The organism is Lacticaseibacillus parahuelsenbergensis (assembly GCF_030770265.1).
GTDB lineage: Bacteria > Bacillota > Bacilli > Lactobacillales > Lactobacillaceae > Lacticaseibacillus > Lacticaseibacillus casei.
Genome location: NZ_CP132482.1, coordinates 2,762,295 through 2,775,761 on the forward strand (window position 1 = coordinate 2,762,295; position 13,467 = coordinate 2,775,761).

Here is a 13,467-nt window from a genome sequence, read left to right on the forward strand (position 1 = left end):
TTTCAGGCAAGGGTTTCCTTGGCAAGCTGCGCCGGATCGCCTTGCACCTCGACTCGTTTAGCCCGTTTTTCTAACGTCTTTGCCAGTTGCGCTTGTAAAATCTTAGCCGTCACATCTTCTTTCACATCGGAAAAAGGAACAAAACCACCTTTCGCTGATGCTGTGACCCGCACCAAACTCATTTTTTGATCCGACAACCACGCTGCAAAAATCTGTCCGACATGACCGGTCTGATCGTTGGTTGCCCGCAAGTAAGCACCATAGTATTGGTCAGCATCATGCAACGAGTCATTTTGCCCAAGCTGCCCTTGAAAACCTGCGTCACCAAATGCTTTTTGCACACTAGCCAGATCGGTTTGCTGCCCATTAAACCGCTGAATCAAATCCGTGAACTCACTAAGGTTGCCAATCTTCCCGCGCTCAAAAGTCAGCGTCTCATAATGAATCAGATCAGGCCGCGCCCAGTACCTGCTTTTGTTTTGCCGATAAAAAGCAATTTGCCGCTGACCCGTCACCGACTTGCGATGCGCCTTGACGTATTGCGCCTGCAGCTTGAGCATCAACTCGCGATGTTGTTTCTGCGCTGCCGCCATCCCCGTCAGATCGGCACCGGTTCCTTGCGTCTTCTTCAAGCCATCAAACTCCGCCAGCGGTTTCGTCAGCAGCTTGGCCTTCACCAATGCCTGATCCTCAATCACAAACTGCTTCAGTTTATTCATGGCTTGGGCTTGAGCAGCCTGCTGTGGCGTCTGGTGCCCGTACTTGGTCTGCCAAAATTGTGCGTTGTACTTAGCGTGATATTTCGTCACATAACGATTGACCGTCAGCGCTTTTTCATTCTGCAAAAAGAGGCGATAAACTTTTGCCGACATCGGTGTACCCGCAACGGATAGCGCGTCGGCTGGTTTAAGCACATCGCAGCCGCCGATTAAACTGGCAAGGATGCCGAGTAGAAAAAGCGGCACCCACATCCATCGCTTCGCTTTCATCTTTTTCATCGCTAAAGCACCTGAAAATGTTGTTCCACCTGTTGCCCCTGCCGTTCGAAAATGTTCAAACTGCCATAGGCTTCAGTCCCGTCAAACCAGTAAAGCTTGCGGCCAACGATCGTATTTTCCGGTTGCAACGTCACCAGAAAATTACGATCGTTATCCAAATCTACCCGGAACCCAGCCGCCAACTGCTGCGGTACCAAGGCATCGCGATCACCAGACTGCTGTGCCGCGATCGGCGTGACAGTCACCGGCTGTTGCTGCGGCGACAAAACCCCTGCTTGAACCGTGAAGTCGGTAAACATCGTTTCACTTTCCAGTCGCGTCAAATGTTCGAGCGTGTTGTACCGCGGTGAAAATAATTGCTGACTGGCCCAAACCTGATCATCACTCATCGCAAAATTCGCTACGTCGCCTAATTGATACCCAGTGTCGTGCTGCGTCACGCTTAACTGCGGCGCCACTTGCCAAAAACGCTTGAGGGAATGCTGACCGGGATGATGAATCATATCAACAATCAGCCACAACCGCTCATGACTTAAGCTAATAAACAAGCGCGTGACCACCGCTGGAACTACCTGCGATTGATCAAGAAACGTTAGCTTAACCGCCTGACCACCGGTAAAATCCACTAGCGCATGATTCAACGGTGTTGCAACATACCGATACTTCCACGAATCGTTCGGCAAGCTAAACGCCCGATGGTCAAGCATCACCGTATTGTGCGCATCCACCGACTTGAGCTGCCGCCGCTCCGTGCCATCAACGTAGGTGTAGCGACCCGGATCAACGAGCACATCATGACCTCCGATCGTCAAATCCACATGTCCCAGCGCAGCATGCCCGTGACCGCTGCCTAAATCGCCATTAAAGACATGCCAGTAGTCCGCATGTTGGCCCCAATCGGAGCGCCAGAAGTAATTACCACTAGTATGCGCGGCGAACTCCTTCGGCAGCGGTGTTTTAGTTTCAGTTTTGGCTGGCAGCTGCCACTGCTGATGGGCGAGTTCCAAAAGTCCGAAATCAACAATCGGCGCTAACCGTTGCTGCAACGGCGACGCCTGCTGCAAAATAGCCGCTGACGCATTGTACAGACTATCAATCCGAATGGCATCGGTATCCCCTTGTTGCAACAGCAACAAATCCGGCTTCACATACTGTGTGATCATCTGCTGCATGGCACGGGCTTTTGTCAGCACAACCGGCGCCACCGCCAACCCAGCCCGTTGTTGCGCCGCAATGACAGCCAAAGTACTCCGCCAAACTTCAAGCAGATAAAGCGGCGACTGTTCCCATTGCATTCCTTGCGCATCAACCTGCAAGTCCAGTTCGGTTTCAAATTTTTGCTGCGCCCACTGGACAATCGTTGGCGGCAAAACCTTGGGAAAGCGCGCCGCGTATACCAAGATACCCGTGGTAATCAACACACCCCAGTTACTGATATCAAACTTTTCCGTATAGTTCTGTTGCAAGTACGCCGCCTGAACATTAACCACCTCTTCAATACGAGCTTGCTCTTCCTGGCTTAACTGCTGATCTTCCAGCAAGTTTGCGACAACAGCCGTCCAATTCAGCAACCGAATGCCGGTATCAATCGTTCGCCAGGTGGCCGGCACCGCCAGATTTTCATCAATCCAACTGAACAGTAAAGCTTTCATTTTCGCCTGATAGTCACTACGACCGGTTTCGTAATAAGCTTCCAAAAGATCCAGCAAATACTCTTGGCGTTTTAACATATAAAGCCATTCCGGATCACCATTTGGCGTCTGCTGCCACGTAATCGGATTCATGGTGTAACTCACTTGCGTCGGCTCCATCGCATAGGGACTATCAAATAAAAATTGGTTCTTTAATAACCGGTCAGCATTTTTACGGGCATCATCCGTGAGATGCTGTTGCTGACTCAACTGCTGAATGTACGTGGTCCAACTCGTGTCCGTCACTTGTCACCGCCTCCTTCACAACACCAGCAATCCCCATCCGCTTGACCGTGATCACGGTATTCGCCGCAATTTCAACTTGAACGTCTTCCTGATTCAAATGTTTGATTTTGCCGACAATCCCATCAATCAAAAGAATCTGATCGCCGGGTTTCAGGTTCGCGTGCATCTGATTAACCATCTTGGCCTGTTTGCGCATCGCCGACCGCTTAGCCAACGGAATTGCGACCAAGTATAGTGCACATACGATGACTAACAGAACAATCAATGCAATTTGCCATATTGTCATCAGATGCCATCTCCTTCATCTTCGTGCTTAATATCCGGCACCGGCACTTCGTCAGAGTTGGTCTTCATCCTGTCTGGTAAAATTTCAATCAATTCTTTTGACAAGGTAACGGTATGCCGGAGTGTTTCATCAACGTTAGCATCGTCAAAGCCGCCCATGTTTTTGGCATATAGATCCAGAATCAAGTTCAATGGCGCACTGGAAATAATGTACTGATGCGGACGATTTTGTTCCAGCATCAGCCGCGCAACGATTTGATGCGGCGCGCCACCGGTCATGTCGGCAAAGACCAAAGCATGGTCATTTTCATCAAGAAATGTTTTTACCTTGTGTTCGAATTGCTCGTGGGTCGTGGTTTCATCCAGGTTAAACGCGGTCATGCCGTCTGTGGTTCCAATCAATAACTTCAAGGCGGACAATACCCCTTCTGGATAACGCCCGTGCCCAACAACTGCCATTGCATAATTCATGTGTTCAAATCCTCCATTTTTTACCATGCTTATTTCTAAAACAGCCGTCGCCAAAAGTTTGCGACGGCCGAATTCATCATCTGATTACTTTAAGATCCCCAGCACTGATAGCAGTACCCCGGCGACAAAAAGCAAAATAACAATCTTGTAAATGGTCCATTTTTTCTTGGTGATCAGCCAATAAACAAAATACGTGAGTGCAATCGGCAGCATGTATGGCATGATCTTGTCCAGAATCGTCTGAATCGCGACGACTTGGGTTTTGCCTTTAATGACCTGCGTGTACTGCCATGCCAGGTTGACTTTCACAAAGGAAACCGACAGCCCGGCGATCACAGTCAAGCCCAACATACTGGCAACATCGGCAATGGCTGCCATTCGGTCCGACAACGTATCGATAATGCTCGTGCCGACTTTCCAGCCTAAGTACCCCATCAGCATCCGGACGCCAAACGTGATTCCGAACAAGCAGAGAATGAATGGAATCGGTGCCCAGGTCATCCCTTGAAGTGCCAAGGAAGCAAAAATCGAACTGAACAATGGCGCCAACCCGAATTGCGAAAGGGCATCGCCAATCCCGGCTAAAGGTCCCATCAACGCAAACTTGATCGCCCGGACATCGTCTTCATCCTGACCGCTGTCATACATGGCCAGCATGATGCTGGTCACAAATGGATAAGGTTGCGGATTCGTATTATAAAATTCCAAGTTAGACGTTGTGACCCGTTTAAATTCCGCGTCATCGTCTTTATAAATTTTCCGCAGCTGCGGCATGATACTGTTAGCCATCCCGGTTCCCTGCATGGTGCCGTAGTTTTGGGCATTTTGCAGAACATACGAACGGAGAATGGAGTTTAAATAATCTTTTTTGGTTAAAACCGGTTTGCGACTAGATGCCATCTTCAATACCCCCTTCATCCTGGTTACTGCCGTCATCGTTGCCGTTGGTCCCATGATCCTTCTTATCGGCACGGCGACCGTTGTAGTAATTGTTGAACGCCAGTACGGCACCGGCGAAGGCTAACCCGATGACCGGCATCTTCAGATAGGCAACGCAGACGTAACCCAGAATCAGCGCCGGGATGTATTCCTTCTTGACCATCGTGCTCATGATCAACGCGAACCCGACTGCCGGAAGCAACCCGCCGGCAACGGTCAAGCCACTGATCAGCCATTGCGGAATCGCCTGAACGAACACCTTCAATGCTGAAGTGCTCAAGGTCGCGGCAAAACCGAAGCAAAAGGCGAATAAAATGAAGCCTAACAAGGTCGTATTTGCCAAGAAATGGAACCGCCGATACTTGCCCTCTTCAATCGCTTTTCGTGACCATGCCAGGTTATTGGCATTCACAGAGAAAATGAAGGTAATGACGAATGGAATCAAAATTGCAAATGGATAAGACAGTGATAATGCCGCAGCTGGTTTCAACCCATGAATCGAAATCGCCATGATCGTGCCGACCACGCCTGGCCCCAACGGATTAGGCGGTGTCGAACCACCGGGGCCAACACCAAAGCCCATGAAGGCCAGTTCAGCCGTTGCGCCAAAGACAACCGCCGTTTGTAAATCACCCAAAATCAATCCGATACCAAATGAAATAAATAATGCCCGATTGGTATAAATGCCCCATTGTTGACCAGCAAAACAAAATGCCGCCCAGAGACCCACCAAGAGCGCTTGAACTATAGAATAGGTCATGCTTTTCTCCCCTTTGAGCGTGAACCGGCGCGCTTAGAAACCGGAGTATAAGTGGCCTGGGGCGTGATGGCCCGGGTTTAGGCCATTGCAACCAAGATCCTTACACGCAGTTTTCTGCGCCGGTGAACGCGTTATCGTTAGTGTCAGTTAGTGCTTAGCAACATAATCATTCAGATCAAAATCCGACCCAACATCGTTACCCAGTGGCGTCGTGCGCGTGTTCAAATCCACGTGATACTTTTCATGCAACGTCTTCAAAGCGTGCAGATCATCAGCATCCACCGCAATAAAATTCGTCAGCCGCGTTTTGCCTTCCTTCATATGAATGTTACCCACATTCAGTTCCTTGATCGGCACGCCGCCTTCCGCCAACGTCAACGCGTCCTGCGCCGTTTTCACAATGATGAAAATCGTCTGCCGCGGCGAAGCCTTGAAAATTTTATCGATCGTCTCTTGAAGTGAAAAGAAACGAATGCCCACCGACTCCGGCATTAACGAGGACATCAACTGTTGCTGAATATGGCTTTTCGCAACCTCGTCGTTGGCAACAATCACCAAGTTGACACCAAGGTTGGAAATCCACAATCGCCCTTGTCCATGAATCAACCGCTCATCCAGACGTACTGCCTTAATATTTGGTTCCGTCATTTTAAAAGCCCCCTACCAATATAGTTGCCAATCTTTATAAAACCTGATCAACGCTTCCATGTAGAAATAGTCGCCCCATAGATTGCCTTCATCCACGCCATGACCGGAATGCCAGGAATAGACCCCGTGAACCAATAGCGGTTCTGCGGTTTGTCCATCCACCGGCGTCGCATAATGTTGAATCAGCGACTTCAGCTGGGCATGCATGGCCGCGCGATAAACCGGCTTATCCGGATCCGCTTCCGGCAAATATTTCAGCATCTCATGCAACCCGCACACCGCAATCGCCGCCGAAGAAGAATCACGACTCTGATCACTGCCTTCTTGGAAGATCAGATCCCAATACGGCACGTCATCTTGCGGCAACCGATTCAGGAAAAAGTTGGTCACGGCTTTGAAACTGTCAAAAGCGGCCGCATCATGCGTGTCATAGTAATGCAAGGCCGTCCCGTAGATCGCCCATGCCTGCCCGCGCGCCCAGTCGGAATCGTCGGCGTACCCTTGCTTTGTCGCCCCGCGCAATGGTTTGCCGGCATCGTCAAAGAAATAAGTATGAAAAGTGGAGCCATCCGGACGAAACACCGTCTTCAATGCCGTTTGATAATGCTGATCGGCAACTTGCCGATACTTAGCATCCCCAGTCACAGACGTTGCCCAATACAGCAACGGAATGTTCAGCAACGCATCAATGATGAGCCGATTTTCATCTTTAGCGCCTTTTGCACCCCAGGCTTGGATAAAGCCGCCTTTTTCATGGAATCGGGTTAACAATTGATCCGCCGCTTTAATCCCGGTGTCTTTTGCCAGTTGACTGTTCGTTAGTCGATACGCGCTGACAACTGACGGCGAATACAGAAAGCCTAAATCGTGATGATCGACCGAGATCTTGCGGTCAATTCGATCGGCAAAACTGGCGACATTCTTCTCGGCCAGTGCGCGATACTTTTGCTCGCCAGTGTATTCATAAGCTAACCACAACATCCCGGTCCAAAAGCCATTGGTCCATTCCGTGTTTTTCATCGGTGCATAGCGGTTGTTGACCGTTGACGGCTCGGGAAAATTCTCGCCGAACACCTTAATGTTTAAATCAAGATGCGCAACGACATTATCCAACGCCGTGGTCACCATGCGCCTGTCGACAATCCCAGCGTTGAAAAATCGCTGGGCATTCGTTAAATTTTCAATTTTCAATGTTTGCCTCCTTGGTGCTTTGTTACGAATCGTTTGGAATCGATAGGTATGTATACTTTTTGGAAATAATGTTTCCATCTTGTGACATTCTAGGCAAAAAGGCTTTCTGAAAAATCCAATTGTTGCACTCGTGCCCCGTCATATAGGGAAACTTAACTATTTTCATAAAGCCGTTAAAAACAAAGGACATTGTTGAACTGCTCATTTATTTCTTTATAATAAACGTCCTTTCTTTTTATTTCCAAAAAGACTATAACATGCAAGCGCTTTAATGTAAATCATTTACGAACAATTTTCCCCAAATTAACGGCTTCAAAAACCAATAAGCGCTTGTAAACGCTATTTTTATAGGGATTTACAAGCGACAAATATAAACATTCATAATCACTTTTAAGTCAGTTATCGATGTTCGCCCTTTAGACAGCTGATGAGACCAGCAAAAAACGCCAACCTAAAACCCTCAAAGTCAGGTTGCAACTTTGAGGGTTTTGCGTTGACGCTATTCAGATTATTCAACTTGTTAGCTTTTTACTTTGGCTAACGATTAGCCGCGGTGCGCATCCAGAATTTCCGGACCATGTGTCGTGCCAACTACCACCGTTTTGACGAGATCAAGGAACAGGCCGTGTTCAACCACGCCCACCTGTTTGTTAAGCCATTCCGCCAGCAAATGCGGATGCTCGATCCGGCCAAGGTGCAGGTCGATAATGTAGTTCTTTGAATCCGTCAGCGCCTTGGTGCCATCGTCGTTTAGGCGATACGCCGGCTTCAAGCCTTCATCCTTTAGCCGTTGCAACAACTTGCCGCTGCCGAACGGAATGACTTCAAGCGGCAACGGGAACTTGCCCAGCGTATCCACCAACTTAGTCTCGTCCACAATCCAAATATTCCGCGCAGAATTAATCGCCACAATCTTTTCGATCAAATGTGCGCGTCCGCCGCCCTTAATGCCTTGAAAATGCTTATCCACTTCATCGGCGCCGTCAATCGTTAAATCGATTTGCGCAACTTCATCCAGATCCTTCATAGGAATGCCGAGCGACTCAGCTTGCTTGCGTGTCCGCACGCTGGTCGCAACACCGGTCAGATTCAGGTGCTCTTCCTTGACCCGCTGCGCAATCGCTTCAACCAAGTAATACACCGTTGAACCGGTGCCCAAGCCAATCGTCATGCCATCTTCAACAAACTCAGCTGCCTTTTGAGCAGCCTCCTGCTTCAACTTGTTCTGATCCATGGCCAACCATCCTTTTCGCTTAATAACTCTATTATATCTGATTCCCCGGAAGATGAGCGGGTTGTCACAAGACTTATCGGCAAATTGACAAGTTGTTTTCTGATTATCACAGGACCTTTTTCCTATAACAGTCTATCAATTTCCAAAAATGAAACAAAATATTTTAAAAAGTCTCGTGGTTTTGTTAACTTATCATGTAAGCGCCAGCATATCAGTGATTGCTGATCACAGCTTTACACAATTTCACCTGAGCTAACCCAAACCAAAACTGGACAAACCATTTTTACCATTGTATATTTCTATATAATAAACTTCGCAAAATTTCGTTTGGAGGCCTTCCATTGGAACAAGTAAAACCAAAACAGCAAAAACCTTATGGCACTGTGCTTATCAAAGCTAAAGATATTTTAGACTATCTCATGAAAGCTGACGATCCGCCGTCACTGGCAGATATGAGTGCGGCGTTAAGTTCGTCGAAACCCACGATTTTGAAAATTCTCAACACGCTTGACATGATCGGCTTCGTTCGGCGCGACGAAAGCACCAAACGCTATTATCTCGGCACTGAGCTGATTCCCTATGCGCAAAAAGCACTCGACAGTTTTGATATTGCCAAAGTCGCGCGCCCGTTTCTCGAGAATCTGCGCGACGAAACCAACGAGACCATTAATCTCGGCATTGTCCGCAATGACAAAATCGTCTTGGTTGAAAAACTCGAGAGTCCTAACAGCATCAAACTGGAATCCATCATCGGTGGCACCATGAACATGTACTCATCCGCGATGGGCAAGGCGCTGCTGGCCAACTATTCGCGCAAGCATTTAGACGATTACCTTGAGACACATAAACTCAAGCCCCTGACGCCTAATACAATCACCAGCTTGCCGAAACTCCGCCAGAATCTGAAGACTATTCAGGAAATGGGCGTGTCCATCGACAACGAGGAAAATCAGCCGGAAGTCCTTTGCCTAGGCGCCTCGATCATGAAAGCCGGCCGCATTTACGGTGCTTTCAGTATCAGTTCACCTAAATACCGGGTTAACAAAGAACGTCAATCCAATTTCATCCGCTTGTTGCTGAATACGCAGCATGCTATTGAACAAACGCTGTAAATTTAAGCTAAGACCTTTAAAGATGCAAAAATGGCAGCCGCCTTGCTTATCACCATAAGCAAAGTGGCTGCCATTTTTCATGCTGAATATTGTGATCGTCACTATTTTGCGAACGCCTCTTTACCCCACGCCTCCAGCTCAGTAAGCGCCGGAAAAGTCGAGCTATCCTGATCCTTTACCAGCTGCGTAAGTTTCAGCCACGTCACTTTCCGCGGCGTGATGTCAAACTGCTGCGGTGCTGCCGTCTTCTTAAGTTCAAGCTTTTCGCTGCTGCCATCGGAAAATTCGACGGTGACTTCCTGCCAATAACTATCATGCGGATAATCAGCCCGCAAAATCAGCACAAGGCGATTCAACAAAACTTCCCGGCCAAAGTCCAATGTCAATTCAGCGTCAGGGCGCTCGGCAATTCCCCACGACTGAAATGGGTAACTGCCATGCTTTTCGTTAGCAATCACCCCATCAATGATATTCTTGGCATAAAACACAAGTTCATCCCGCGTCTCCGCATTGGCTGACGCATGGGGATAGGCACCGGTTGCTTCATGCTGGTCATAGGTGTTCAACGCCAAATTGCGTGAAACAGTTAGCTCATCTTCATGTGCCACCCGCACCCAGGCATAGTGGTTCGTTCCTAAAAATGCCCCATCCGGATACGGCCATTCCTTCTGCAAGTTAAACGGAATCCGAAAATCCCACGTGGTTTGTTTCAGATACACCAGCGATGGTGCCACACTCGCATCCAATTGCACCCACACATAAGCGGGTGCGTCACTGACTCGAACCTGATAGTAATCGCCCAAAGCATACTGTTTGTGATAGGCCAAATAGGTTCTAGTCTCACTCGTCGCGGTTTTAAGCGTTTGATCTTCATGTCTTAATTGCAAGGTTATTTCAGTCATCATGTGCCTCCTCAAAGTCATTAACTGCTAACTCGGTAGCCAAACGTTAGGCTCAGCAAACCATGTCCTTTTGCCAGCTCGAAATTTCCGATTAAGAAAGACCGTTTTTAACAAAAGGCAACTGTATCGTATGGCAAGCGAATGTGTGCTGTCAAACGGTGGCCGAAATTTCATAATAGCGCTTGCATTTTTGACTAGTCATGCTATATTGGACTTGTGCAAAATAATAAACATTGTTTCTTTAAAAGAAATGGAGGCTTTTTCATTGTCATTCAATATGGTCACGCGTTACGCGCATAGCCCTGAAGACATTAAACATTACGATACCGATAAGCTGCGTGAGGAATTCTTGATGCCAAAGATCTTTGCGCCTGGCGATATTTTACTCACCTATACTTACAACGATCGGATGATTTTTGGCGGGGTAACCCCAACTGATCAGCCACTGGAAATTGCGCTATCAAAAGAATTAGGCGTTGATTTCTTCTTACAACGCCGCGAATTAGGGCTCATCAACATTGGCGGCGAAGGTAGTATCACCATCGACGGAACCGAAGAGCCAATGACGACTCACGACGGTTACTATGTGGGCATGGGCACCAAGCATGTTATTTTCAAATCAAACGATCCGGCTAACCCAGCTAAGTTCTATGTCGTTTCGACGCCGGCACACAAAACCTATCCGAATAAAAAGTTGCCATTTGCCGATGCGTTGGCAAAGCCAATGGGCGATCAGGCGCATATGAATAAGCGCACGATCTACAAATACATTGACGCTTCACAAATGGACACCTGCCAGTTGCAGATGGGCTACACTGTCCTCGAACCCGGCTCTTCCTGGAATACGATGCCGGCCCATACCCACGCACGGCGGATGGAAACTTATATGTATTTTGAATTCGCTGAACCTGATACCCGCGTCTTCCACTTCCTGGGCGAACCGAACGAAACTCGGCACATTGCACTGTTTAACGAACAAGCGGTGGTCAACCCAAGCTGGTCTATTCATTGCGGTGTCGGCACCACCAACTATGCCTTCATCTGGGCAATGTGCGGTGAAAACCAAACCTACGATGATATGGATCAGGTACCAATGTCTGAATTACGTTAACATTTAAACTCATTAAAGGAGCGTTTAAAAAATGGCAGAAATTCATCAAACCGAAGAAGAAATCAAACGACACGAAGCCGAACTCGATCATTTTAAAATGAAGCAATTCGACCTGACCGGCAAAGTTGCCATTGTCACCGGCGGCAATACCGGCCTCGGCCAGGGTTACGCCGTTGCGATGGCCGAAGCCGGCGCCGATATTTTCATCCCGACTTTTGGCACCGCCGAATGGGACAACACCCGTCGCTTAATCGAAAAACGCGGCCACAAAGTTGAATTCATGCAAGTCAACTTAACCGAACCGGGCATCGCCGATAAAGTCGTTGCCGAAGCCGTCGACAAAATGGGCCACGTTGATATCTTGGTCAACAATGCCGGCATGATTCGCCGTAATCCCCTTCTCGAATCCAAGGATAAAGACTGGGATCAAGTCATCGCGATCAACCTCAGCGCCGTTTATCACATGTCCCTAGCTGTTTCAAAAGTCTTCGCCAAGCAAAAATCCGGCAAAATCATCAACATCGGCTCCATGCTCTCCTTCCAAGGCGGCAAATACATTCCGTCCTACACAGCAAGTAAACACGGCGTGGCCGGCTTAACCAAAGCCTTTGCCTCCGAAATGGGCGCCTACAACGTTCAGGTCAACGCCATTGCGCCAGGTTACATCAAGACCGAAAACACCGCCCCAATCCGCGCCGACAAAGCCCGCGACCAAGAAATCCTCGACCGCATCCCGGCTGGACACTGGGCTGAGCCTTATGAATTAATGGGGGTTTCCGTCTTCTTGGCGAGTGATGCTGCTAATTATATCAACGGTGCGATCATTCCGGTTGATGGTGGTTATCTGACGCGGTAGATTTCGAGCTTCCAAATTAAGCACACAACTTGATTGTTCCTTATTACAAATAGACAACAGGCACTGGAGATAACCATCATCTCCGGTGCCTGTTTGTGTTTTGCCGACTCCCATCAAGCGTCTGCTGTTCAGCTTCGATAAGGCGCTAAAACAGGTAACTCAAGCGTCTCGTCAAGATGCCCTTTCGGTAATTCATCTAAACATTTTAACCCGAATGGCTGATAGTGCTCGGCTATCTCAAGCATCTGGCGGAAGTTAACCTGACCCGTACCCGGAATAACCGTTTTAAGCAGACGGGGTGCATCAGGTGTCCATGCGTAATCTTTTAAATGTACGGCAACAATTCTCGAATTAAACCGTTCAAATGCTTCCTTCAAAATTGCCTCAACATTATCTTTTTCCGGTAAAATCAGGTTAACCGGGTCAATAATCAATGCTAATGCCGGATCGTAATTGAAATGTGTCAATAGTTGCTCCGTTCGTTCCAACGAATACAGTGGATGATTGACGCCTGGTTCTAAAGCGATCAAGGTGCCGAATTCGTGGGCAACCGGCAATAGTTGGGCGATCGTATCAAGTAACGTTTCAAACGGTTCTGGTTTAAAATTCGCTTCGGTGAACGCAAATGCGGGATCCACCGAGCCAGTTTCAGTCGCAACAATGTTTGTACCAAAACTCGGTGCCAGCTGTAAGTAATGTTGAAATCGATTAATAACCTTTGCCCGTTTATTGATGTCAGGATCAATCAGGTTCACATAACAACTTAAGGTGCCAATCTCAATATCGTCGGCAGCAAATAGCCGACGGACGTAATTTGCCAGCCCTGTGCTGACTTTATCACCTCCGTGAGTCGTTGCCGCTAAACTAATGGCCGGCGCAAACGCCAACGTGTGGATGTTTCGCATTTTAATATTTCGAGTTAGCAATTCAAGATCATCTGTTCCGGGAATGTCGTGAGCACGAACTGCAAAATCTTTTCGCATGATAAACTCCTTCCTAACGCAAAGAAATCGGAGCTTATCC

At 48.2% G+C, this 13,467-nt stretch carries 14 protein-coding genes; 3 read left to right on the top strand and 11 right to left on the bottom strand.

Features of this window, described 5'->3' with window-relative positions:
- Window positions 1-2: 2 nt before the first annotated feature.
- From LACPH_RS12855 to rpiA, 9 genes are all read right to left on the bottom strand, one after another.
- Window positions 3-998, bottom strand: coding sequence for a hypothetical protein (locus LACPH_RS12855; protein WP_274785173.1), 996 nt, complete (start codon window positions 996-998; stop codon window positions 3-5).
- Window positions 999-1,000: 2 nt separating this feature from the next.
- A complete protein-coding gene (locus LACPH_RS12860; protein ID WP_274785174.1) occupies window positions 1,001-2,935 on the bottom strand; it encodes a heparinase II/III family protein in 1,935 nt (644 codons plus the stop codon).
- Window positions 2,871-3,221 carry a preprotein translocase subunit YajC gene (yajC, locus tag LACPH_RS12865; protein WP_274785175.1) on the bottom strand — a complete coding sequence of 117 codons (351 nt, stop codon included), beginning with the start codon at window positions 3,219-3,221 and terminating at the stop codon, window positions 2,871-2,873. Before yajC ends, LACPH_RS12860 begins: the two co-directional genes overlap by 65 nt.
- Complete coding sequence (locus LACPH_RS12870; protein WP_274785176.1) at window positions 3,221-3,691, bottom strand: PTS sugar transporter subunit IIA; 471 nt, start codon at window positions 3,689-3,691, stop codon at window positions 3,221-3,223. Before LACPH_RS12870 ends, yajC begins: the two co-directional genes overlap by 1 nt.
- Window positions 3,692-3,775: 84 nt before the next feature.
- Window positions 3,776-4,591 carry a PTS system mannose/fructose/sorbose family transporter subunit IID gene (locus LACPH_RS12875; protein WP_010490717.1) on the bottom strand — a complete coding sequence of 272 codons (816 nt, stop codon included), beginning with the start codon at window positions 4,589-4,591 and terminating at the stop codon, window positions 3,776-3,778.
- The gene (locus LACPH_RS12880; RefSeq protein ID WP_070651303.1) at window positions 4,581-5,390 is read right to left on the bottom strand and encodes a PTS mannose/fructose/sorbose/N-acetylgalactosamine transporter subunit IIC; all 810 of its coding nucleotides are present in this window, start codon (window positions 5,388-5,390) and stop codon (window positions 4,581-4,583) included. The genes LACPH_RS12875 and LACPH_RS12880 overlap by 11 nt, the downstream gene beginning before the upstream one ends.
- A gap of 147 nt (window positions 5,391-5,537) precedes the next feature.
- Window positions 5,538-6,038, bottom strand: coding sequence for a PTS sugar transporter subunit IIB (locus tag LACPH_RS12885; RefSeq protein WP_010490713.1), 501 nt, complete (start codon window positions 6,036-6,038; stop codon window positions 5,538-5,540).
- A gap of 12 nt (window positions 6,039-6,050) precedes the next feature.
- A complete protein-coding gene (locus LACPH_RS12890; protein WP_306387048.1) occupies window positions 6,051-7,229 on the bottom strand; it encodes a glycoside hydrolase family 88 protein in 1,179 nt (392 codons plus the stop codon).
- Between the two features lie 544 nt (window positions 7,230-7,773).
- Window positions 7,774-8,463 (bottom strand): ribose-5-phosphate isomerase RpiA, encoded by a 690-nt coding sequence (gene rpiA / locus LACPH_RS12895; RefSeq protein ID WP_010490710.1) that lies wholly within the window; start codon window positions 8,461-8,463, stop codon window positions 7,774-7,776.
- Between the two features lie 341 nt (window positions 8,464-8,804).
- On the opposite strand from rpiA, the gene LACPH_RS12900 reads away from it, so the two are divergent.
- A complete protein-coding gene (locus LACPH_RS12900) occupies window positions 8,805-9,575 on the top strand; it encodes an IclR family transcriptional regulator (RefSeq protein ID WP_010490706.1) in 771 nt (256 codons plus the stop codon).
- A 101-nt stretch (window positions 9,576-9,676) separates the two neighbouring features.
- On the opposite strand, the gene LACPH_RS12905 is transcribed toward LACPH_RS12900, so the two are convergent.
- Complete coding sequence (locus LACPH_RS12905; RefSeq protein WP_274785179.1) at window positions 9,677-10,477, bottom strand: hypothetical protein; 801 nt, start codon at window positions 10,475-10,477, stop codon at window positions 9,677-9,679.
- A 265-nt stretch (window positions 10,478-10,742) separates the two neighbouring features.
- Here LACPH_RS12905 and kduI point away from each other — a divergent pair, with 265 nt between their 5' ends.
- Together kduI and kduD are read left to right on the top strand one after the other, a co-directional pair.
- Window positions 10,743-11,588, top strand: coding sequence for a 5-dehydro-4-deoxy-D-glucuronate isomerase (gene kduI / locus LACPH_RS12910; protein WP_049169228.1), 846 nt, complete (start codon window positions 10,743-10,745; stop codon window positions 11,586-11,588).
- A 31-nt stretch (window positions 11,589-11,619) separates the two neighbouring features.
- Complete coding sequence (gene kduD, locus LACPH_RS12915) at window positions 11,620-12,444, top strand: 2-dehydro-3-deoxy-D-gluconate 5-dehydrogenase KduD (protein WP_274785180.1); 825 nt, start codon at window positions 11,620-11,622, stop codon at window positions 12,442-12,444.
- A 128-nt stretch (window positions 12,445-12,572) separates the two neighbouring features.
- On the opposite strand, the gene LACPH_RS12920 is transcribed toward kduD, so the two are convergent.
- A complete protein-coding gene (locus LACPH_RS12920) occupies window positions 12,573-13,427 on the bottom strand; it encodes a sugar phosphate isomerase/epimerase family protein (protein ID WP_274785181.1) in 855 nt (284 codons plus the stop codon).
- Window positions 13,428-13,467: the final 40 nt, after the last annotated feature.

What these genes read in the sequence shown, in the direction of transcription:
- LACPH_RS12870 (WP_274785176.1), bottom strand. Translation starts at nt 3,691, where the DNA reads ATGAATTATGCAATGGCAGTTGTTGGGCACGGGCGTTATCCAGAAGGG.
- LACPH_RS12885 (WP_010490713.1), bottom strand. Translation starts at nt 6,038, where the DNA reads ATGACGGAACCAAATATTAAGGCAGTACGTCTGGATGAGCGGTTGATT.
- LACPH_RS12875 (WP_010490717.1), bottom strand. Translation starts at nt 4,591, where the DNA reads ATGGCATCTAGTCGCAAACCGGTTTTAACCAAAAAAGATTATTTAAAC.
- LACPH_RS12920 (WP_274785181.1), bottom strand. Translation starts at nt 13,427, where the DNA reads ATGCGAAAAGATTTTGCAGTTCGTGCTCACGACATTCCCGGAACAGAT.
- kduD (WP_274785180.1), top strand. Translation starts at nt 11,620, where the DNA reads ATGGCAGAAATTCATCAAACCGAAGAAGAAATCAAACGACACGAAGCC.
- yajC (WP_274785175.1), bottom strand. Translation starts at nt 3,221, where the DNA reads ATGACAATATGGCAAATTGCATTGATTGTTCTGTTAGTCATCGTATGT.
- LACPH_RS12855 (WP_274785173.1), bottom strand. Translation starts at nt 998, where the DNA reads ATGAAAAAGATGAAAGCGAAGCGATGGATGTGGGTGCCGCTTTTTCTA.
- LACPH_RS12880 (WP_070651303.1), bottom strand. Translation starts at nt 5,390, where the DNA reads ATGACCTATTCTATAGTTCAAGCGCTCTTGGTGGGTCTCTGGGCGGCA.
- rpiA (WP_010490710.1), bottom strand. Translation starts at nt 8,463, where the DNA reads ATGGATCAGAACAAGTTGAAGCAGGAGGCTGCTCAAAAGGCAGCTGAG.
- LACPH_RS12905 (WP_274785179.1), bottom strand. Translation starts at nt 10,477, where the DNA reads ATGACTGAAATAACCTTGCAATTAAGACATGAAGATCAAACGCTTAAA.